The organism is Pedobacter ginsengiterrae (genome assembly GCF_039537385.1).
Lineage (GTDB): Bacteria > Bacteroidota > Bacteroidia > Sphingobacteriales > Sphingobacteriaceae > Pedobacter > Pedobacter ginsengiterrae.
Genome location: NZ_BAABAK010000011.1, coordinates 67429 through 88417 on the forward strand (window position 1 = coordinate 67429; position 20989 = coordinate 88417).

Annotated in this window: 19 protein-coding genes; 7 read left to right on the plus strand and 12 right to left on the minus strand. The window is 34.8% G+C overall.

Going from position 1 to position 20989, the window contains the following annotated elements; all coding sequences use genetic code 11:
- Positions 1 to 80: 80 nt before the first annotated feature.
- From uppS to ubiE, 9 genes are all read right to left on the minus strand, one after another.
- Positions 81 to 821, minus strand: coding sequence for an undecaprenyl pyrophosphate synthase (uppS, locus tag ABD692_RS11690; RefSeq protein ID WP_344767168.1), 741 nt, complete (start codon positions 819 to 821; stop codon positions 81 to 83).
- A 19-nt stretch (positions 822 to 840) separates the two neighbouring features.
- On the minus strand, positions 841 to 1641 hold the full coding sequence (porG, locus tag ABD692_RS11695; RefSeq protein ID WP_344767170.1) for a type IX secretion system protein PorG: 801 nt from the start codon (positions 1639 to 1641) through the stop codon (positions 841 to 843).
- Between the two features lie 2 nt (positions 1642 to 1643).
- On the minus strand, positions 1644 to 2525 hold the full coding sequence (locus ABD692_RS11700; protein ID WP_344767172.1) for an NAD kinase: 882 nt from the start codon (positions 2523 to 2525) through the stop codon (positions 1644 to 1646).
- Positions 2526 to 2532: 7 nt separating this feature from the next.
- A complete protein-coding gene (locus ABD692_RS11705) occupies positions 2533 to 3195 on the minus strand; it encodes a CBS domain-containing protein (RefSeq protein WP_344767174.1) in 663 nt (220 codons plus the stop codon).
- Positions 3195 to 3959: an alpha/beta fold hydrolase gene (locus ABD692_RS11710; RefSeq protein ID WP_316764847.1), complete on the minus strand. Its 765-nt coding sequence runs from the start codon at positions 3957 to 3959 to the stop codon at positions 3195 to 3197. Before ABD692_RS11710 ends, ABD692_RS11705 begins: the two co-directional genes overlap by 1 nt.
- Positions 3960 to 4163: 204 nt before the next feature.
- The gene (locus tag ABD692_RS11715; RefSeq protein WP_344767176.1) at positions 4164 to 4610 is read right to left on the minus strand and encodes a GatB/YqeY domain-containing protein; all 447 of its coding nucleotides are present in this window, start codon (positions 4608 to 4610) and stop codon (positions 4164 to 4166) included.
- Between the two features lie 100 nt (positions 4611 to 4710).
- Complete coding sequence (locus tag ABD692_RS11720) at positions 4711 to 5472, minus strand: SDR family NAD(P)-dependent oxidoreductase (RefSeq protein ID WP_344767178.1); 762 nt, start codon at positions 5470 to 5472, stop codon at positions 4711 to 4713.
- Between the two features lie 79 nt (positions 5473 to 5551).
- Positions 5552 to 6328, minus strand: coding sequence for a type IX secretion/gliding motility protein PorT/SprT (porT, locus tag ABD692_RS11725; protein WP_344767180.1), 777 nt, complete (start codon positions 6326 to 6328; stop codon positions 5552 to 5554).
- Entirely contained in the window at positions 6325 to 7056 is a 732-nt protein-coding gene (gene ubiE, locus ABD692_RS11730; protein ID WP_316764835.1) for a bifunctional demethylmenaquinone methyltransferase/2-methoxy-6-polyprenyl-1,4-benzoquinol methylase UbiE, read from the minus strand. Before ubiE ends, porT begins: the two co-directional genes overlap by 4 nt.
- Positions 7057 to 7180: 124 nt before the next feature.
- On the opposite strand from ubiE, the gene yihA reads away from it, so the two are divergent.
- The 4 genes from yihA (at position 7181) to ABD692_RS11750 (ending at position 13597) form a co-directional block, all read left to right on the plus strand.
- Positions 7181 to 7804 (plus strand): ribosome biogenesis GTP-binding protein YihA/YsxC, encoded by a 624-nt coding sequence (gene yihA, locus ABD692_RS11735; protein ID WP_344767183.1) that lies wholly within the window; start codon positions 7181 to 7183, stop codon positions 7802 to 7804.
- Between the two features lie 49 nt (positions 7805 to 7853).
- Positions 7854 to 8717, plus strand: coding sequence for a UbiA-like polyprenyltransferase (locus ABD692_RS11740; protein ID WP_344767185.1), 864 nt, complete (start codon positions 7854 to 7856; stop codon positions 8715 to 8717).
- A 71-nt stretch (positions 8718 to 8788) separates the two neighbouring features.
- Positions 8789 to 10495, plus strand: coding sequence for a M3 family oligoendopeptidase (locus ABD692_RS11745; protein WP_344767187.1), 1707 nt, complete (start codon positions 8789 to 8791; stop codon positions 10493 to 10495).
- Positions 10496 to 11170: 675 nt separating this feature from the next.
- Positions 11171 to 13597, plus strand: coding sequence for an outer membrane beta-barrel protein (locus ABD692_RS11750; RefSeq protein ID WP_344767189.1), 2427 nt, complete (start codon positions 11171 to 11173; stop codon positions 13595 to 13597).
- A gap of 108 nt (positions 13598 to 13705) precedes the next feature.
- On the opposite strand, the gene ABD692_RS11755 is transcribed toward ABD692_RS11750, so the two are convergent.
- Entirely contained in the window at positions 13706 to 14926 is a 1221-nt protein-coding gene (locus ABD692_RS11755; RefSeq protein ID WP_344767191.1) for an MFS transporter, read from the minus strand.
- A gap of 269 nt (positions 14927 to 15195) precedes the next feature.
- Between ABD692_RS11755 and ABD692_RS11760 the strand changes: the two genes are divergently transcribed.
- Complete coding sequence (locus tag ABD692_RS11760; protein WP_344767193.1) at positions 15196 to 17145, plus strand: amino acid permease; 1950 nt, start codon at positions 15196 to 15198, stop codon at positions 17143 to 17145.
- Positions 17146 to 17377: 232 nt separating this feature from the next.
- Here the strand turns inward: ABD692_RS11760 and ABD692_RS11765 are convergent, their stop codons facing one another.
- Positions 17378 to 17536, minus strand: coding sequence for a hypothetical protein (locus ABD692_RS11765; RefSeq protein WP_344767195.1), 159 nt, complete (start codon positions 17534 to 17536; stop codon positions 17378 to 17380).
- Positions 17536 to 19515, minus strand: a complete 1980-nt coding sequence (locus ABD692_RS11770; RefSeq protein WP_316756807.1) for a KUP/HAK/KT family potassium transporter — start codon at positions 19513 to 19515, stop codon at positions 17536 to 17538. The genes ABD692_RS11765 and ABD692_RS11770 overlap by 1 nt, the downstream gene beginning before the upstream one ends.
- A gap of 264 nt (positions 19516 to 19779) precedes the next feature.
- On the opposite strand from ABD692_RS11770, the gene ABD692_RS11775 reads away from it, so the two are divergent.
- Positions 19780 to 20307, plus strand: a complete 528-nt coding sequence (locus ABD692_RS11775) for a T9SS type A sorting domain-containing protein (RefSeq protein WP_316756805.1) — start codon at positions 19780 to 19782, stop codon at positions 20305 to 20307.
- 70 nt (positions 20308 to 20377) lie between these two features.
- Complete coding sequence (locus ABD692_RS11780; RefSeq protein WP_316756803.1) at positions 20378 to 20989, plus strand: fumarylacetoacetate hydrolase family protein; 612 nt, start codon at positions 20378 to 20380, stop codon at positions 20987 to 20989.

Sequence of the window (20989 nt, forward strand, 5' to 3'; positions counted from 1 at the left end):
CCTGTTAAGTGGTTACATTTATCGTATAAAAGTGGCGCTAAGTTAATTTAAACGCTTGTTAAAAAGTGTTAAAAGAAAAATTAGTTTAATTGTTCGCTAATTTTACCAAAACGTCGTTCGCGTTTTTGATAATCAACAATGGCTTCAAAAAGATTTTCTCTTCTGAAATCGGGCCATAAAACATCAGTGAAATAAAACTCTGTATAAGCCATTTGCCAAAGCAAATAATTACTTATACGGTGCTCTCCACTCGTGCGGATCATCAACTCAGGATCTGGAATATTTACAGTTGTTAACTTAGACGAAAACAGATTTTCATCAATATCATTAATATCAATTGTATTATCTTTTACTTCAGCCGCAATTTTCTTTGCTGCATTTACAATTTCCCATTTAGCACTGTAGCTTAAAGCCAGCGTTAATGTGCATTTCACATTATGTGCTGTTTTATCCATAGCTTCTTTCAAATCATCTATACACTCTTGTGGTAACGATTCGATGTTGCCAATCGCATTAAGCTTAACATTGTTTTTGTTAAGTGTTTCGGTTTCCTTGTTTATGGTCGAAATCAGTATTTGCATTAAAGCATCAACTTCTGCTTTCGGACGGTTCCAGTTTTCTGTCGAGAAAGCGTAAAGTGTAAGGTATTCTATACCAACCTCTACACAGCCTTCTACAATATCTTTTACCGAAAGTACGCCTTGTTCATGACCAAAAACTCGCATTTTGCCCTGGCCTTTTGCCCAACGGCCATTACCATCCATAATAACGGCAATGTGCTTTGGTAGGCGGCTATAGTCTATTTGTTCTTTAAATCCCATTAATTATGTCAAAATCAGCTTAAAAGGAATAGCATTTTGAGGATACAAAGGTAAAAGATATGCCAACACTAACAAATAGATAAGTGTCTCTTTTTCTAAAATCTCCTCTTTGTACTCCAGCGGCACCAGTTTGATGCAATGAAGGATCGGATAAATTAAGCCCAGGGTTGTTCCCAACGTACACTGGATTTGCTGGATAAACACCGCTTACATCGTCCAAATAATCAGTAAACGCAGTTCTGTAGCCAAGTTCTGTAAATATGCTCCAGTTATCCTTGTAATTATACCTAAACCCGCCACCAAATGGAATGGCAAGTGCTGTATTTTTATACCCGTTTTCCTGCCCTTCGGTACCTAAATAATCTAATCGGTAAGTTTCTCCCTGGTATTTTATTTTCGGTTTAAAGTTTATAAAACCTATACCTGCAAACAAATACGGTGTAAACCTTCTGGTGCCATCATTTATTGCGTAGTCGAAAAAATTAAAGTCGATAATTGCACTACCTTCATTTAATGCGGTTTTAAAGCTTAGGTTACGTTCTCTGAACTGCTCATTACTTGAATTTGCATCATTGGCCTTAATTTGCCCATAATTGTAATTAAACCGAAGCCCGAGGTACGAATTAAAGTTGCGCTTTACAAAAATACCTGCATTAACCCCACTAACCTGAACTGGGTTATATTGATTTAAATCGCCAACATAACCTGCTCCACCTGCAGAAACACCAATTTCCCAAGCGCCCCTAAACGACTGTGCACGGCTTAATTGAGAAAATGATAAGATAATGAGGATGAAAAGGATAGGTTTGTTTATCGCCATACTTAGTAGTTACGGGTATCGATGCCCCATAATAATTTATTCCTTAACGTACTTAAGTAAGTTTCATTGTTAAGACGAATAAGATTTATGCAAAAGTCGGCTTTTTTAATGGTAATTTTTACCGAGCGTTCTACTGTTACCGTTCTACTATCGCAGCTTACCAGAAATTTCGATTCTCTTGCCTCTACTTCAAAAGAAAGTGCATTATCATCAGGCACAACAACTGGCCTTACATTTAAATTATGCGGCGCAATTGGGGTTATTACAAAATTCTGAGAATCGGGGTAAATAATTGGTCCACCGCAGCTTAATGAATATGCTGTAGAACCCGTAGGCGTTGCAATAATTAAACCATCAGCCCAATAAGAGTTAACAAATTCACCGTTCATAGAGGCATGAATAATCATCATTGCAGAGTTATCACGACGGTGAATCGTAATATCGTTCAAGGCAAAGTTTTCCTCCCCAAAAAGATGGTTATCAGATTCTAAACTTAAAAGAGAACGTTCATCTATAGTATATTCACCATGAATTAGTGCTTTTAAAGCCGATTCTATTTCATCTTTATTAATACTGGCTAAAAAACCCAATCGACCGAAATTAATACCTATTACTGGAATACCCGAATCTCTAATCAAAGAAAGTGTATCCAATAAAGTGCCATCTCCTCCTAAGCTTAATAAAACATCGGCATGTTCTTTTAATTCTTTGTGGTTATGGAATATTACTGTGTTAACTGGAATCTTAATTTTGCCGTGTAAGGAGTTTTTAAACTTATGATGGAGAACAGGCTGTACATTATGCCTTTTTAAATGGTCGAAAACTTCTTGAACATAAGGTAACACGGTGTCATTAAAGTCTCTTCCGTAAATTGCAATCCTCATAATAAATTTAAACGTTTAAATAGTTCATAAAAGAATCAAAACGTTCTTGAGAACCATCATCAATTTGGGTATTGTTATAAACTTCTTTAACCTGATAATCGTAACGTTCGAAAGAAGCGACCAAGGAAGTAATTTCAGTTTTATTTACTTTCAAAGTGATTTCTAAACGAGTAGAATCTTCGAAAGAGCTTACATATGATGAAAGTATTTGTGCATTATCAGCCTCGACGATTTGCGCAATATGTGCCAGAGAGTTATCCCGATTACTGATTTCGAGTACAATAATTCCACCAGGCTCATTAACGGCATACAATTCGGCAACAGAGTTTATAATGTTGTTAATAGTGATTAAGCCTGTATAATTTTTCTGTTGATCCAAAACAGGTACAACAGTTAATTTTAGCGAACCTAATAACCTGATCACATCGTAAGTGTGTGCGTTTGTAAAAACAAAGGCATTTAATAGGTTTACCGAAACCTCTTTTACTAAAATATTATAATCGTGTATTTCCAACAAATCATCTTCGGCAAGCAAACCCAAAAACTGACCATCGCTAACCACAGGGATATGCTTAAGCTTAAACTCGTTCATACGATCTAAAGCTTTTTGCAGCGTGTCGTCCGTTTTTATAGGCGCTATTTCATTCGATATGATTTCTTCGGCAAACATTATTTTAATAATATTCTATCTAAAAACTTCTCTAAATATCCGTTAAATACTTCAGGATGCTCCATCATCGGTGCATGTCCGCATTTATCTACCCAGTTTAATTCTGAATTTGGCAATAGTTGGTGAAATTCTTCTGCAACTTCTGGTGGTGTAACTTTATCGTTTTTACCCCAAATTAATGAAACAGGTATTGTTATTTTCGATAATTCCTTAGCCATATTGTGTCTTATTGCAGATTTGGCCATGGTTAAAATTCGAATTACTCTCGATCTATCGTTAACGGTTTTAAAAACATCATCAACAAGTTCTTTAGTTGCAGTGGCAGGATCGTAAAAAGTAAATTCTACTTTTTCTTTTATATAATCGTAACTCTCTCTTCGAGGGAAAGAGCCGCCAAAGGCATTTTCATATAAGCCAGAGCTACCCGTAAGCACCAAAGCTTTAACAAATTCCTGATGAGCAACAGTAAAAACCAAACCAACGTGACCACCCAAAGAATTTCCAACAAGCACAACCTGATTCAGGTTTTTAAATTTCAGAAAACGATGAACATACCTGGATAATGCTTTAACCCCCAGTGTTAAAATTGGTAAATCATAAATTGGAAGTATAGGAACAATAACACGATATCGATCTTTAAATTGATCTAAAACAAGCTGCCAATTACTCAATTCGCCCATAAGGCCATGCAATAATACCAGCGTTTCGCCTTCTCCAGCTTCGATGTATTTAAATCCGTCTTCTTCTATTACCTGGTATGTCATATATAATAAGTGGTATTGTGTTACTAAGTTAGTAGAGTAAAATTAAATTTTCGCATTTATATGCCATTTTTCTGAAATAAAATCAGAAACGGTATAAAAACATTGATTAAAGTACCAAAAACGAATATTATCAATGATCTATTCCGAATTGGTATTAAAATAATACTACCCGCTGTGTTTTTTTAGCTTTAAGCTCTGTACAGCTTAGCCTAGTTTCTCTTTCACTATTTCAGCAATCAGTTTTCCATCGGCTTTGCCTGCAAGTGCTTTATTAGCCATGCCCATAACTTTTCCCATATCTTTAACTGATGTCGCACCAGATTGTTTTACAACATCTGCAATAATTGCTTCAACCTCTGCACGATCTAATTGCTTAGGCAAGAACTGATTAATTACTTCAATTTCTTCTTCCTCTACCTGATATAAATCTACACGATTTTGCGATTTGTAAATATCAGCAGATTCTCTACGTTGCTTAATTAATTTTTGAAGAATCTTAAGTTCTGTTTCTTCAGTAATTTCTTCTGATGCACCTTTTTCGGTTTTAGCAAGAAGAAGAGCAGCTTTTATGGCTCTTAATCCTCGCAATTGGGCATCGTTTTTAGCCAACATGGCCTTTTTTATTTCCTGATCTATTGTATTTGATATCATTTTTAACCTCAAAACCCAAAAAATGGGCATTCCTAATATTAGTTTAAAATAAAAAAATTATAGTGTTATTCCCTCTCCGTACTAATTCCCATCCAGGTAACTAGGGGGTTCTATTTATGATTGTGCCAGTAGCTTGTGCTGATGGCATAATTATCATATCATTTATATTTACGTGCTTCGGTCTGCTTACTACATACCAGATTGCATCAGCAATATCATCGGCAATTAATGGTTCAAAACCTTCGTATACTTTTTTGGCTCTATCTTCATCACCTTTGAAGCGAACAATCGAAAATTCGGTTTCTACACTACCTGGATTAATTGCCGTAACTTTAATTCCATGTTGCAAAAGATCTATTCGCATCGCTTTATTTAGCGCATCAACCGCATGCTTACTTGCGCAATATACATTTCCGTTTGGATAAACTTCTTTCCCTGCAATAGAACCTATATTAACGATATGCCCCGATTTGCCTGGAATCATCCAATTGGAAACAATTTTAGTTACGTAAAGCAAACCTTTCACATTGGTATCAATCATGGCATCCCAATCATCGGTATCCCCTTGATTAATTGGCTCAAGCCCCCGGCTAAGCCCTGCATTATTAATTAAAACATTTACCTTTTTCCAATCTTCAGGTAAAGCTTCCAGCGCAGCTGATAAACTTTCTTTCTCCTTCACATCGGCTAAAACCTGTTTAATGGCAATACCATATTTAGCTTCCAAATGATGAGCCGTTTTCTCTAAACGATCAGCTCTTCTGGCAACTAGAACTAAATTATAACCATTTTGAGCGAAGATATGTGCGCTAGCCTCTCCTATACCAGAAGTTGCGCCCGTGATTAAAGCTATTTTAGACATTTGATAAAATTAAAAAAATGCAGCTTGTTTTAAACAAGTTACCAATTGCAACAAAGGTAAGTTTTTTTGGTTTGCCAGTCTACTCGAAAAACAAGCTGAATGTAAAATGACGTAGCTTCGCTTTATCTAAAGGATTAGCAAAGGCTGTATTGTCATGTTGTATAATATCATTCATCGAATAGGAAACTTTTATTTCGGGCGACATTTTAAAATACTCGAAATATAAATCAAAGCCGATACCTGTTTCGTAAGAAAGGTAATTCCGCTTATTTTTTAAAAACTTATTAATAGGTGTTTCCCCTTCATCGAAAGTTTTCTTTTTAGAAGCGATATCGATTGAATATTTTGCACCACCAAGCCAATAAGCTCTGAAATTATTTAAACGATTTGATTTTATCTTTATCGCTAAAGGAAATTCAAACATGGTAGCCTGAACTTTTTTATCAATGGAGGTTTGAAAGCCAGCAGGAATAATTGAAGTGTTAACGGGTTGAGCTACTTCTGGAGCAGGCTCATATTCGTAACGCATCACGCGGTCGCTAAAAATTAATGATGGTGTGGCACGCAAATCAAAGTTTTCTGAAATCCTTCTGTTTACAACAAAGCCTAAACCAAAACCAACTGATGGCGGACTTGAAATGGCACGCATAGGTTGGGTAACCTGCTTACCATCAAAAGGATCGAAATAAGGATTACGCCAGTTGGCAGCCTTTAAAATTTTATACTCGGCAGAAATGTATTGAAAGCTGAAGCCAAAATGTAAGTCTTCATCATCTACCCCACCGCCCCAATTTTGAGCAAAAGTGATTGTAGTAACCAGTAAAAAGGAGATGATGAGGCTTAATTTTTTTATCATTTAGTACCCGTATAAATCGAACTTATTCCAAACGTTAAAATTCTTTGTTTGGTACTTTTGAAACCTACTTTTTCCATCAAATTGGTAAAATCAGCTCCATCAGGAAAAGCTGCAACAGATTCTGGCAAATAAGTGTAAGCTCGGTGATCTTTAGAAAACAGTTTTCCAAAGAAAGGAGTAACCTGCTTAAAATAGAAACTGTATAATTGCTTAACAGGGAAAACCTTTGGTTTAGAGAATTCGAGGATAACCATTTTACCACCTGGTTTTAAAACCCGAAACATATCCTGCAAACCTTTTTCCAGGTTTTCGAAATTACGCACACCATAGGCACAAGTAATTGCATCGAAAGTATCGTCGCTAAAATGCAGCCCCTCAGAATCGCCAACCTGAACGGAAAACACTTCATTTAAGCTGCGATCGTTGATTTTCTTTTTAGCCACCTCTAGCATACCTTCAGAAATATCCACACCAATAACTTTTTCAGGATGAAGTTTTTTGATCGCTTCAAAAGCAAAATCGCCCGTTCCGGTAGCAACATCAAGCATAATTCTTGGATGTATAGAAACCAGTTCCTTAATTGCTTTTTTACGCCACAAAACGTCAATACCTAAGGAGAGGAAATGATTTAAAAAATCGTAAGTACCTGAAATGTTGTTAAACATAGTTGCAACCTGCTCCTTTTTAGTTGCATTTTCTACTTGATATGGAGTGATATTCTGATTCATGATATTGGCAAAGATAGGTTTATTGTTTAATTGTTTTAATCGGTGAATTGTCAAATGCGAAACAGATAATCAGTTAAAGAATTGAAACGCTTAACCATCCTCTCAAAATTACTACCTTTGCAATATGATTATCAAAACGGCAACATTTGTTTGCAGCAACACCCAGATCTCGGCTTTGCCGGCACCAACTATGCCAGAATATGCATTTATCGGCCGTTCAAACGTAGGTAAATCTTCTTTAATTAATATGTTGGTTAACCATCATGGTTTAGCAAAAACATCGCAACGTCCAGGTAAAACCCAGTTAATTAACCATTTTTTGATTAATCAGGAATGGTATATTGTCGATTTGCCTGGTTATGGTTATGCAAAGGTTTCTAAAACCAGTAGAGAAAAATGGGAAAAATTTATCCGAGCTTACATTACGAAAAGAGAGAGCTTACAATGTATTTTCGTGCTGATTGATAGCCGTTTAGAGCCGCAACAAATTGATATCGAGTTTTGCTATTGGTTAGGCGAAAAGCAAATTCCTTTTGCTTTGCTTTTTACCAAAGCAGATAAACAAGGAATGAATGAATCTATAAAGAACGCCAATGCCTTTAAGAAAAAGCTTGGCGAATTTTTCGAAGAAGTACCAGCAAGTATTATAACTTCTGCCGAAAAACATACGGGGAAGGAAGATGTTTTGAACTTCATTTATGAAGTAAATAAAGATTTTGTTAAACCCATTATTACCAAGCAGTTTTAAAATTATTGGCTCCCAAAGCCAGATATTATAAAACACCGTATATATTAAAATGAAAAAATACTTTTCACTCGTATTATTCGCACACTCTATTTTTGCTTTGCCTTTTGCTATGATTGGCTTCTTTTTAGGTGTAACAACAACAGAAAATCCTTTTCAATGGCAAAAACTAATACTGGTTTTGCTTTGTATGGTTTTCGCACGTAATTCTGCGATGGCTTTTAACCGCTATCTGGATCGAAACATCGATGCAAAAAACCCGCGGACTAAAATGCGTGATATCCCAGCAGGTAAAGTTTCGGCAAATGAAGCGCTGATTTTTGTAATAGCAAACTGTGTTTTCTTTATTATAGCAACATTTTTCATTAACAGCCTTTGTTTTTACTTATCGCCTGTTGCCCTATTTGTTGTTCTTTTTTATAGTTATACAAAAAGGTTTACCTCTCTTTGCCATTTGGTTTTAGGCTTAGGTTTATCGCTTGCTCCAATAGGCGCTTACATTGCAGTAACAGGTCAATTTGCTTTGGTGCCAGTTTTATATTCGTTTGCTGTATTATTTTGGGTAAGTGGTTTCGATATTATTTATGCTTTGCAGGATGAAGATTTTGACCGTGAAGAAAATTTACATTCCATACCATCGGCCCTTGGCATAAAAAATGCACTTAACGTTTCTGTTGTGTTGCATATTTTCTCTGCTGCCTGCGTTATTGCACCGATATTTTTAATGCCCAATTCGTTTAGCTGGGCTTATTATATCGGGGTTGCTTTCTTCTGCTTTGCCTTAACTTATCAGCATTTGCTGGTAAAGCCAAATGATATAAGCAAAGTGAATAAAGCATTTGCTACTACAAACGGAATGGCATCGGTAGTATTTGCATTGTGCTTTTTAATTGATGCCTATTTAAGAACTAAATAATAGAATTTTGGATAAGTGGATTAGCATTTTGTGTTAAAAAACCTCATCCATCATTCAATAATTATAATACTATGATTATAAATAAAAAACCAAGAACATATATCCCTAACGATTTAAAAATTAGCTGGGAGAGCTTAGAACCACTTTTTGCAGAGTTACAAAATCGTGAAATTAAAAGCGCTGATGAACTTGAACACTGGTTAAAAGATCGTTCGGAGTTAGAAGCTGCCCTGGAAGAAGATTTCGCCTGGCGCTACATAAAAATGAGCTGCGATACTGCAAACGAAGCCCTGGTAGAAAGTTTCCAGTACTTTGCTACAGAGATAGAGCCTAAAATTTCGCCCTTATCAAACGAATTAAATAAAAAATTTAGCGATAGTCCATTTATGGATGATTTGGATAAAGAAAAATATTTCGTTTACAGCAGAGCGATTAAAAAAGCTTTAGAACTTTACCGCGATGAAAACATCGAATTGTTTACGGAATTACAGGTTAAACAGCAAAAATATCAGGGCATAACTGGTGCTATGAGCGTTGAAATAAACGGACAGGAATACACCTTAGAACAGGCTTCGATTTTTGTTAAAGATTTAAACCGAGAAGTTCGTGAAAATGCCTGGAAAACCATTCAACAGCGTAGATTGATTGATAAAGATGATTTAAACATCTTATTTGATGAGTTGATTAAATTACGGAATCAGGTTGCCCTTAATGCAGGATTTGAAAACTATCGCGATTATATGTTTCAGGCTTTAGGCCGTTTTGATTATACGCCGCAAGATTGTTATGATTTTGCCAATGCGATTGAAAAAGAAATTGTTCCGATTTTAAAAGAACAGGCAGAAAAACGCCGAGAAGCTTTGGCTTTAGAAACTTTAAAACCTTGGGATTTAGAGGTAAGTGTAAGTGGTAAGCCTGCTTTAAAACCCTTTAACAGCGGAGCTGAATTGATTGATAAGAGTATTGCCTGCTTTAATGCTATCGACTCAAAACTTGGCGATAAATTGGCGATAATGAAAGCCAATAATCTTTTTGATGTAGAAAGTAGAAAAGGTAAGGCACCAGGTGGCTATAATTATCCATTAGCAGAAACTGGCGCTCCATTTATTTTTATGAATTCGGCGAATTCGCTTCGCGATTTAACCACTATGGTTCATGAAGGCGGTCATGCAATACACACTTTCTTAACTGCAAATTTAGAACTTAACGATTTCAAACACTGTCCTTCAGAAGTTGCCGAATTGGCTTCCATGAGCATGGAATTAATTTCTATGGATAACTGGGATGTTTATTTCGACAATCCAGAAGATTTAAATCGGGCTAAAAAAGAGCAATTGGCTGATGTTTTGAAAACTTTACCGTGGGTTGCAGTCATCGACCAGTTTCAGCATTGGATTTATACCAATCCGAATCATACTGCAGCAGACCGTGAAGAAACTTTTAAACAAATTTATAATCGTTTTGGAGCAGGTTTTGCAGATTGGGAAGATTTACAGGCTCAATTTGGAAACGTTTGGCAAAAACAATTGCATTTATTCGAAGTTCCTTTTTACTACATAGAATACGCAATTGCCCAGTTAGGTGCCATTGCCGTATGGAAAAACTACAAAGAAAACCCTCAAAAAGCATTAGAGCAATATTTAGCTGCTCTTTCATTAGGTTACACCAAACCAATGAACGAGATTTACGAAACCGCTGGTATTAAATTTGATTTCAGCGCAGAATACGTAAAAGAATTAGCTCAATTTGTTAAAGATGAATTAGAAAAACTAGGTTAATACAACATAATTACGAGTAACGAGCCGTAACATTAAATGTTACGGCTTTTTTTAGCTCAATATATTCCTATAAAAGGTTTACAGTTTCATAACTTTTAAAATAGGCTTATCACAAAATTATACCGCAGTTCATTCGGATTCAATTGTCATATGTCCGAACTAAATCCGAATCAACTCCGATTAAGACCCGTACTAAAGGTTAAGATGAACTTAACCTATGTCTTATCCTTATATAGCTATACAGGTTATTGATTTAATTTTGAATTGACTATACATCCAAATTTGGTAATTCTGTGTGAACTATACATTTGTGTTTTGATCTGATTTATATTTTTTAGGCTTCCACCTTTTTTTCAGTTCTCCCTGTTTAATGCTGTTTCTTTTGTTTCCATACACTGTCTTTAGTGTATAGCTTTTTTAGGAATCGACACTATTCGACGCTTTCTTCATTAGAACATCCGGGCAATTTGGTTATTATTTTTTAGTTTTTGTAAGTGTTGTTAAAAAAAATAACACTGTTTAAAAAGGCGATTTCTTTTTAAAAGAACCTGCCTTTTGTGAAAATTTGTTAATAAAGTTAAACATTGTTAAAAAGAGCTGTTTCAAACACCCAATGATTTAGTTTCGTGTAATTAATCCTCAGATCAGGAAACTAATCATCACTACTAAACTGCTATGAAACGAATCGCTCTGTTTTTCATATTACTTTCTGCTATATTATTTATTGATGTACAAGCTCAGGATACCAGAGGTAAGATTTCTGGCTTGTTAATAAGCGAAAAAAAGAAATCAATTTCAGCAGTCATTACAATCAAGAGTTTAAAAGATTCAACATTTATTAAAACGACAGTTTCGGATGCTACGGGTATTTTTTATTTTGAAAATCTTCCTATAGCTACCTATTTGGTATCGGTTAAGGCGATTGGTTTTCAAACAGTTGATGTTAAAATCGAAATTAGCGCTACGCAATTGTCAGTTGATAAAACACTTTTGCTTACTGAAGAAAATATAAATTTAGGCAGTGTTAATATTTCAGGCAAGAAACCATTAATTGAGCGGTTTAGCGATAAAACAATAATGAATGTAGAAAACAGTATTGTTGCAAGTGGAAATACAGCGCTCGAAGTGCTTGCTAAAATGCCAGGGGTTTCTGTTAATCAAGATGGGATTATTAACGTTAAAGGAAAATCGGGTGTTAATGTTTTAATTGATGGAAAAACTACTTATTTATCAGCTGAACAGCTAGTAACCAGACTTCGTTCTCTAAGCAGCAGTGAACTCAAATCAATCGAGTTGATTACTAATCCATCGGCTAAATACGACGCCGAAGGAAATGCAGGTGTAATCAATTTAAAGCTTAAAAAAAATACAGGTTTCGGTACAAACGGTAATTTAGATTTAGGATTTGGCTATGGCAAAAACCCTAAAAGTAATGCGGGAATTTCACTGAATCATCGAAACAAAAATTTTAATATTTTCGGTAATCTTGCTCATAACAATAACAAATACCAGGAAGATTTAGATATTAACCGCATCACAAATAACGGCATATCGAATACTTTTTTTCATCAGTATAATACACAAATCCGTTCTTCTCATAACAACAATTACAAAGCTGGCATTGATTATTTTATTAATGAGAAAAATACAATTGGTTTTTTAACCAGTGGCTACTTTAATAACGGGCACGAAAAATCGAACGGTATAACCGATATTGGTACTAGTTTTATAAAAATAGATTCCTCTATTGTAGCTGATAACCCTTCTAAAAATAAATACCGAAATCAAGCTTATAATTTAAATTACAAATCGATTATTGATACGCTTGGGCAGGAATTTTCTGCTGATTTAGATTACGCACAATATCGAAGTGAAGAACAAACCGTTTATAATAACTATTTTTCAGATGTACTTGGAAATCCTTACAAAGCTCCGTTAACTTTTAGAAATTTAACACCATCCTTAATAAAAATAAAGGCGGCAAAAATTGATTATGTTTTACCTTTGGATACTGCGACAAAACTAGATTTTGGCTTAAAAAGCAGTTGGGTAAGTACTGACAACGATTTTCGATTTGAAAATTTTGTAGCTTCACAATGGCAAAACGACTTAGGTAGAAGTAATCGTTTTATATATGATGAAAACATAAATGCAGCTTATACAAACTTCAAGCACGATTTTAAAACAACGAGTATTGAACTTGGTTTAAGAGTAGAACAAACCAATTCAAAAGGTAATTCGGTTAATGAGCAAAAAGTAGTTAAACGACATTATTTCGATTTCTTCCCAAATTTTTCTCTAAATCAAAAGTTATCCGCAAACAACGAACTTGGATTTTCATACAGCAGAAGGATAGAAAGGCCAGATTATAAATCGTTAAACCCTTTTGTGTACTTTGTCGATTTGTACACTTTTAGTCAGGGAAATCCATTCCTAAACCCAGAATACACAAACTCTTTTCAACTTTCTTATAACTATAAAAAAGAGCTTAATGTAACTTTTGGATACAGCATTACAAACAATTTAATTCTTGATGTGCTCTTGCCTGACAACGTTAAAAAAACACTTTATCAAACCGTACAAAATCTTGATAAACAATATGCTTACGACTTAACTATTGGGTATCCAACTACAATAGGTAAATTTTGGAGTATGGATAATACGATAACGAGCACTTACAATCAAATCAAAACATCCGATTTAGGCGGGAATAATTACGATCGAAAAAAGGTAAATTTTATTTTGAACAGCAACCATAATTTCGTGATCGGCCCATCTATTTCTGCCGAACTTTCAGTCGAATTTGTTTCCGCACAGATTTATGGAACTTATGCCATTAAGCCATATTATGGAATAGATTTCGGCTTAAAAAAATCATTCGCTGATAAAAAATTGAATCTAAAATTTGCCCTTAATGATGTTTTTGATACTCGCAAAGCCAGAATAAGCAGTGCTCTTACTGATTTAAATTATAATCTTACTCAGAAACAGGAAAGCAGAATTTTTAGGTTGAGCCTAGGCTATACTTTTGGCAGCAATGCAATTAAAGCGGTTAGGGAAAGAAAAACCAGCGTTACTGATGAGGAAGGGAGAATTAAATAAGTTGTAAAAAAATATAGTCCGTTTGTTTTCGCAGATTTACGCAGAAAATAAAGATCATAACTACCAAGATCTTTCCCACAGACATCCGAAACCTGCACAACAAAAAACCTAAACCTCTTCTTCCTTTTTAGTTTTCATAATTAAAAACATTACTAAAACAGAAAGTATAATCATAACCAGGTAACTATGACTTAAATTCAATTCATCCTTCGCTGGAATTAAATTCACGATTGCGTAACTCAAAAAAGAAACAATTACATAGGTAATTCCACCTGTTAAACCGCCAGCTATTCCTGCATTTTTAGGAAACTTACTTAAGCAGAAAGTAAAATAGTTGTTAAAGGTAAAACCTGCTCCAATATGAATAATAAATGCAAAAAATATAAGCGACCTGAGGTTGGAAATAAAATTGATGCTAATCATCATTAAAATCACAAATACTACCTGCAATATCGAATTAATCATCAATCGCTTAAAAAACGGCTTATTAATCGTTGCCTTACCAATAAAACCACCAACCATCCAGGCAAAGCCTAAAACAAGCGAGCTATAGCCTGCAACAACTGGCGAATAGTGTAATTCATGTTCAATAATAAATGGCCCTGTCATATTGTAAACCATTACCATACAATAGGCCAAACCAAGCATTACAATTCCTAAAGTAAAACTGGTTGTTTTTATCATATTTATATAGATGCCAGTAATTTTTTTGAGCTGAAATTCGGTAAAATGTTTAAGTGTTTCGCCGCTGAATACAAATTCTAATAACGCAAATACCAAAGCAAAACCTGCCAAGAAGTAAAAGTTAGATTCCCATCCAAAAGCAGTTTGAAGATACCCGCCTACAAACGGTGCTATTATTGGCCCTGTTGACCAAATAATAGAGAATAAACTTAAATAGTGTTTAAGTTGATCGCCAGAAAATAAATCTACAAAATAGGCTCTTTTAGCAACCACAATTGCCCCAACCGAAAGCCCATGAATTATTCGCATTAAGTAAATCAGATAAATATTATGTGTGATTGCAATGATTAAACTTGCTGCAGCAAAAATCAGCAACGCATACAAACCAATTTTATAACGTCCGAAGCTGTCTAAAACACTGCCAATAAATAGCTGTGCTACGCCATAGCTGATTAAGAATATACTCAGCGTTAATTGCACCTGAATATCACTAACCTGCATTTCGCCAGCCATTGTTGGTAATGATGGGATATAAATATCTGTAGCAAAACCAGATAGTGGAATCAACGCAAAAGCCAACAAGGTAGAAATCCCTTGGTTCTTTTCTTTAATATATTTTATGTTATTAATTTCTACAGCGGGCATTTTTATCTTTATTTAAAATCAAAGATCGACAGAAGTCGATTGGGTAATCAAGGAGGCAAAATTAGTCTTTTGCTTTAAACCGAAATTATGAAAATCAAAGAATTAGTTTTACAAAACAAATATTGGCCAAATTTGACTTTCAACCTATATTTAGGGCTTTTTTAAATTAGAATTTTCAGTCTTTTTATCGTGTGATGAAATTTATATCTTGCTTTAAACGTTTTTAACTGATATTTTTTTAAGTTTGAGGAATACAACAACCAAAACAGATGTTCGAAAAGCTATTCAGAAAGAAATCTATCTCCAAGATATTACAAGATGCAGCAAAAGGCTACGGCGATCATGAAAGTTCCTTACATAAAACACTCGGTGTTCGCGATTTAACCGCCTTCGGTATTGCAGCAATTATTGGAGCTGGAATTTTCAGTACAATTGGTAAAGCCAGCGCTGATGGTGGTCCTGCGGTAATATTTTTATTTATTTTTACTGCGGTTGCTTGTAGTTTCGCGGCATTTGCTTATGCAGAATTTGCTTCAATGGTACCTGTTTCTGGTAGTGCTTACACCTATTCGTATGTTGCATTCGGCGAATTAGTTGCATGGATTATTGGCTGGTCGCTCATAATGGAATACTCTATTGGTAATATAACGGTTGCTATTTCCTGGTCAGATTATTTTACTGGACTACTTTCCACCATAAAAATCCCAGCCCTCGGTATTGAAGGCATCCATGTTCCCGATTGGATGACAATGGATTATTTAAGTGCTTACAACGGCCATAAGCATGCTGAAGCACTTTTAGCTGCTGGAAAAAACCTTGCAGATTTAGATACAGCAACAGCTCTTGCTAATAATGCATGGCTTACCGCTCCAAAAATAGGAAGTTTTCATATTGTTGCCGATATTCCCGCATTAGGTATAATTATCTTGATTACCTGGTTAATTTACCGCGGAATGAAGGAAAGCAGAAATGCCAGTAATGCAATGGTTGTGGTTAAACTTGCCGTTATTTTACTAGTATTAGCTGTTGGTGTTTTTTATGTTGATACAAAAAATTGGGATCCATTTGCACCTAACGGTGTTTCTGGTGTATTAAAAGGTGTTTCTGCAGTATTCTTCGCTTATATAGGTTTTGATGCAATTTCTACAACTGCCGAAGAATGTAAAAATCCACAACGCGATTTACCCCGCGGCATGATGTGGGCAATCATTATTTGTACCATTCTTTACGTTGCAATTGCTTTAGTTTTAACTGGAATTGTAAAATCAGATACTCTAGCGGTTGGCGATCCTTTAGCCTTTGTATTCGACCAGATAGATTTAAAATTAATGAGTGGCATTATTGCAGTTAGTGCCGTTTTTGCTATGGCTAGTGTACTTTTAGTTTTCCAAATGGGGCAACCCCGCATCTGGATGAGTATGAGCCGTGATGGTTTACTACCAAAATCGTTCTCTAAAATTCACCCAAAATACAAAACACCTTCATTTGCTACAATTGTGGTGGGTTTCGTTGTTGCTGTTCCTTCGCTTTTCATGAATTTAACTATCGTAACCGACCTTTGCTCAATAGGTACTTTATTTGCCTTTGTGCTGGTTTGCGCAGGTGTTTTAGTTTTACAAAACCGACCAGATGTACAGCGAGGTAAATTCAAAATCCCATATGTAAACAGTAAATTTATTGTTCCCATCGGTTTAATTGCAGGCTTAATTTTTGCTTTTACACAGTATGGAAAAGAAACAAAAGCATTCTTTTTTAATTCTCCTAAAACGGTTCAAACGGTCAACTTTGTTACTTCATTAAGTGGTGATGAATTGAGAATTGTAAAAGAGGAAATCATTAATAATGCAAAACCACAAATCATTTTAAGCGATAAGGTTGATGCTGAATCTTACCTAAGCAATTTGCCTGCGGATAAATATCAACAGTTTATTTCTGCATCTAAGGTATCCATAGAAAAGAAATACGAAAGTGGTTGGAGCTTGTTTAAACACAAAATACCAATGTGGATTTTTATCTTTATTTGTATAACAATTTCTTTTTACTGCGTTACTAAAAATTTATCCTTAATACCTGTTTTAGGCTTAATCAGCTGCTTATATATGATGTGCGAGCTTGGCATATCTAACTGGATTGGCTTCGGCATTTGGTTAGTTATTGGCTTGGTTGTATATTTCGCTTATGGCTTTAGACATAGTAAGTTGGCGAAAGAAAACGCTTAAAAAATTCTTATTTGTTTTGGAAATGAATGACAAGTTCTTAGTGGCGGACTGTAGTCCCGCTATTGCTAATAGTCCTCATTCGTACCTCATTGCGGGCTATTTTGCTCTATCGGGCTTATAAACAAAGGCTTTTGCCCAAAAACCTGAATGTAAAATCGTTTCGGTCGGTGAGACACCAACCGATAGATAAAAGATCTTGCAAATACGATGGGAATGATGAGTTTAATAAATTCTAAACCTTTTTCTTTTTAAACACAAATACGGTTAAAATAATTAATCCAACTCCTGAAAGTATAAGATAGTATTCGCTATGAGCTAAGCCATTAACCTTTGCTGCTGGACCAGCAATAAACAATACTATTGCTAATATTATTAAAATATTTCTCCCCATTATACAGGTAATCTATGTAACTCAATATCATCAGGCGTAACGAAAATTAAAGGAACTTTCTCTACATCAACGTAGCTACTATCCAAACCAAAACTTCGCTCTTCAGATAAGCTCAATTTTTTAAGGATAAAATAATAATCCATTATAGTACGCTCGTATAAACTCAGTTTAGTGAATTTAGATAAATGTTTTTCTAAAAGAACAAAACGGAAATCACCTGCAATTTTATGTTTATTTAAAGAAGTATATTGACTGGTAATATCTACTTCACCATTTCTAACTAACTCTTCAACTACCTTACGGTATAGTAAGTTTACTCTTTGCTCAATTCTGAAACCTAGTTTAAAATCGATACGAATTAACTTCCCTGGAATTAAGAATTCAACTTTATAATCTAATGTATAAGGCTCATCCATTACATCAACGTGCACTAACCAATAAACATCGGCACGTTTTGGCTCTTTCTGAATAATAGAGTAAATAATTTTAGATTCTATTTCCGTTTTGAAGTTTGCACTTGTTAAATAAACCAATTGAGATGAATATTTCGGCACCGTTTCATCGGCGCTCAGCTCACTTAAAATATCATAATAATCTTCAATCTCAACATACTTAACGAAACGATTTTTAATTTTTCTGGCTACAAACCAGCTCCACATCACGGTAAAAAGTACCGAACCAATTAAAACCGTTAACCAGCCACCTTCTGAAAATTTGTGTAGGTTACTGAATAGAAATGTACCTTCGATTACAACGTAAACTGAAATAAAAATGGCAATTAAATACTTTGGAAAACGCTTACTTCTTAAATAAACACTAACCAAAATTGTTGTCATCAACATCGCAATTGTAATGGAAAGCCCGTAGGCGGCATCCATTTTCGAAGATTCTTTCCAGAAAAAAACAATACTACAACAGCCCAACCAAAGCATCCAATTAATGGATGGAACATAAAGTTGTCCTTTCGAGAGTGATGGATAAACAATTTTAATTTTTGGCCAAAGGTTCAAACGAACCGCTTCAGATATTAACGTAAACGAACCACTAATTAAAGCCTGACTGGCAATTACCGCAGCCATAGTTGCCAGAATAACCATCGGAATCTGAAACTGACTAGAAATAATCTGAAAGAAAGGATTCATTTTAGAACTAGGAATAAAAGTACCTTCGTTTTGCAAGATCCAAACACCTTGCCCTAAATAATTCAAAATCAAAGTTACTTTAACGAAAATCCAGCTGATTCTAATATTATTTCTTCCACAATGTCCAAGGTCTGAATACAATGCTTCTGCCCCTGTTGTACAAAGAAATACGCCACCTAATATAACAAAGGCTTTACTGTTGGTAACCAATAAGTGAATGGCGTAGTAAGGATTAAGCGCACGTAAAATGCTTAAATCTTTAACAATGAACAATACCCCTGCAACACCTAAAACAGTAAACCAAACAAACATTACAGGACCAAAAAGTTTACCAACCAAATTGGTTCCGAATTGCTGAATAATAAACAATAAGGTTAAAATTGCAATTACAACAGGTACAACAGGAACATCAAATTTATTGGTTAAACCCTCAATTGCAGATGTTACAGTAATACTTGGTGTAATAACACCATCAGCCAGAAGTGCACAACCACCCACCACAGCAGGAACAATTAGCCATTTAGCTTTTTTTCTTACTAAAGAGAATAAAGAGAAAATACCCCCCTCACCTTTATTATCAGCTCTTAAAGTGATAATAACATATTTGATGGTTGTTTGTAAAGTAAGGGTCCAAATGATACAAGAAAGTACGCCCAGTACGATATCATTAGTTATCGAACCAGGATCTGTAACCAATCCATGCTTAACCCCTAAAATAGCTGTAAAAATTGCATTCAAGGTGTATAAGGGCGAAGTACCGATATCTCCGAAAACGATACCTAAACTTATTAAAACCCCGCCTGCGGTTAACGCATTTACATTCTTATTATTTGACACTTTGTTAATTTTTTAGTGCGGCAAAAGTAAACTAACTATAACAATTTAACAACCAATTTATTGTGTATTTTAAACACTATATAATTGCAATTTTAATATATACTAAAAAAACTCGAAATAGGCCAGCTAAAACGTTTTTTCTAGAAAGAAAATATGTGCATACGTAAAAAAACAAAATTTATTGTTAAATTGTGTTAAATTATCGCTTTTGAACAAAATGTTTAATTTCTTTGTTTTAAATTGATACATTTGCTACATAATTTGATGAAACTCTACCCAAAGATAACGCTTCTTTTAAAACTTGCCTGCATTTTGTGCATAGCAATGTTTTGTGGCATAAATTCTTGGGCTCAACAATCTGATAGCATTCGCATTAGCCTTAAAACAAGAGCTAAAAAAACAAGCAAAATTCCTGAAATTAAAGCCAATATTCAGCCTTATAAACCACTGTATATGTCAATTAACGGTGGTAGTATGTTTGGTACTTATTCTGCAACTAATAAAAGCACAACTGTAGCGACTAAAGATAAACTTCTAACAATTGTTAAAATCTATCCAAATCCAGTAGAAGACCAGTTAAATATCATTATTTCTTTAAACAGAGATACGCCAGTAAATATTAAAATTATTGATCTTTTAGGAAACGAAGTAGTTACTTTGGCTAACGAACGCCTAAATGCTGGCGAGCAAACTAAAAGCTTTGCAATTCCCAGCCGTCTAAATGCAGGCATCTACTTTTTAAAAGTTGCAGCAGGCGCAGAAACTCAGGTAAAACGAATCTCAGTTTTATAACACCGTTTTCTTTTCTATTTTTGAATGATTGAGATTTTTCAAATCTAATCTATTACTATAATTTATTTATATGAAGATAATAGCCATTGGCCGTAATTATGCCGAACATGCAAAAGAGTTAAACAATCCTGTTCCAACAACTCCAGTAATATTCTTAAAACCCGATACTGCACTTTTAAAAGATAATAAACCCTTTTACCACCCCGACTTTTCAACCGACGTTCATTACGAACTTGAAGTTGTTTTAAAAGTATGCAAAGAAGGCAAGCACATTGCGGAAAAATTTGCATCAAATTATTATGATGAAATTGGCTTAGGCATTGACTTCACCGCTCGCGATATTCAAAGCAAGCATAAAGAAAAAGGCTTGCCCTGGGAACTTGCTAAAGCATTTGATAGTTCTGCGCCTGTAAGTATATTTTTACCAAAAACAGATTTCGAAGATTTATATAATTTGAATTTCGAATTGAAGGTTAATGGCGAGCAACGCCAGAATGGTTATACTAAAGATTTACTGTTCTCGTTCGAGAAGATTATAAGTTTTGTTTCTCAATACATCACTTTAAAAAAAGGCGACCTTATTTTTACTGGCACGCCTGAAGGTGTTGGCAAAGTGAATAAAGGCGATAAGCTAGAAGCCTGGTTAGAAGGCAAACAACTTTTAAATTTTGATGTAAAATAA

Excerpts from the sequence above, each read along its gene's own strand:
- ABD692_RS11750 (WP_344767189.1), top strand. The coding sequence starts at position 11,171 with ATGAAACGAATCGCTCTGTTTTTCATATTACTTTCTGCTATATTATTT.
- ABD692_RS11755 (WP_344767191.1), bottom strand. The coding sequence starts at position 14,926 with ATGCCCGCTGTAGAAATTAATAACATAAAATATATTAAAGAAAAGAAC.
- uppS (WP_344767168.1), bottom strand. The coding sequence starts at position 821 with ATGGGATTTAAAGAACAAATAGACTATAGCCGCCTACCAAAGCACATT.
- ABD692_RS11760 (WP_344767193.1), top strand. The coding sequence starts at position 15,196 with ATGTTCGAAAAGCTATTCAGAAAGAAATCTATCTCCAAGATATTACAA.
- ABD692_RS11715 (WP_344767176.1), bottom strand. The coding sequence starts at position 4,610 with ATGATATCAAATACAATAGATCAGGAAATAAAAAAGGCCATGTTGGCT.
- yihA (WP_344767183.1), top strand. The coding sequence starts at position 7,181 with ATGATTATCAAAACGGCAACATTTGTTTGCAGCAACACCCAGATCTCG.
- ABD692_RS11740 (WP_344767185.1), top strand. The coding sequence starts at position 7,854 with ATGAAAAAATACTTTTCACTCGTATTATTCGCACACTCTATTTTTGCT.
- ABD692_RS11700 (WP_344767172.1), bottom strand. The coding sequence starts at position 2,525 with ATGAGGATTGCAATTTACGGAAGAGACTTTAATGACACCGTGTTACCT.
- ABD692_RS11745 (WP_344767187.1), top strand. The coding sequence starts at position 8,789 with ATGATTATAAATAAAAAACCAAGAACATATATCCCTAACGATTTAAAA.
- porG (WP_344767170.1), bottom strand. The coding sequence starts at position 1,641 with ATGGCGATAAACAAACCTATCCTTTTCATCCTCATTATCTTATCATTT.
- ABD692_RS11780 (WP_316756803.1), top strand. The coding sequence starts at position 20,378 with ATGAAGATAATAGCCATTGGCCGTAATTATGCCGAACATGCAAAAGAG.
- ABD692_RS11775 (WP_316756805.1), top strand. The coding sequence starts at position 19,780 with ATGAAACTCTACCCAAAGATAACGCTTCTTTTAAAACTTGCCTGCATT.
- porT (WP_344767180.1), bottom strand. The coding sequence starts at position 6,328 with ATGATAAAAAAATTAAGCCTCATCATCTCCTTTTTACTGGTTACTACA.
- ABD692_RS11765 (WP_344767195.1), bottom strand. The coding sequence starts at position 17,536 with ATGGGGAGAAATATTTTAATAATATTAGCAATAGTATTGTTTATTGCT.
- ABD692_RS11720 (WP_344767178.1), bottom strand. The coding sequence starts at position 5,472 with ATGTCTAAAATAGCTTTAATCACGGGCGCAACTTCTGGTATAGGAGAG.
- ubiE (WP_316764835.1), bottom strand. The coding sequence starts at position 7,056 with ATGAATCAGAATATCACTCCATATCAAGTAGAAAATGCAACTAAAAAG.
- ABD692_RS11705 (WP_344767174.1), bottom strand. The coding sequence starts at position 3,195 with ATGTTTGCCGAAGAAATCATATCGAATGAAATAGCGCCTATAAAAACG.
- ABD692_RS11710 (WP_316764847.1), bottom strand. The coding sequence starts at position 3,959 with ATGACATACCAGGTAATAGAAGAAGACGGATTTAAATACATCGAAGCT.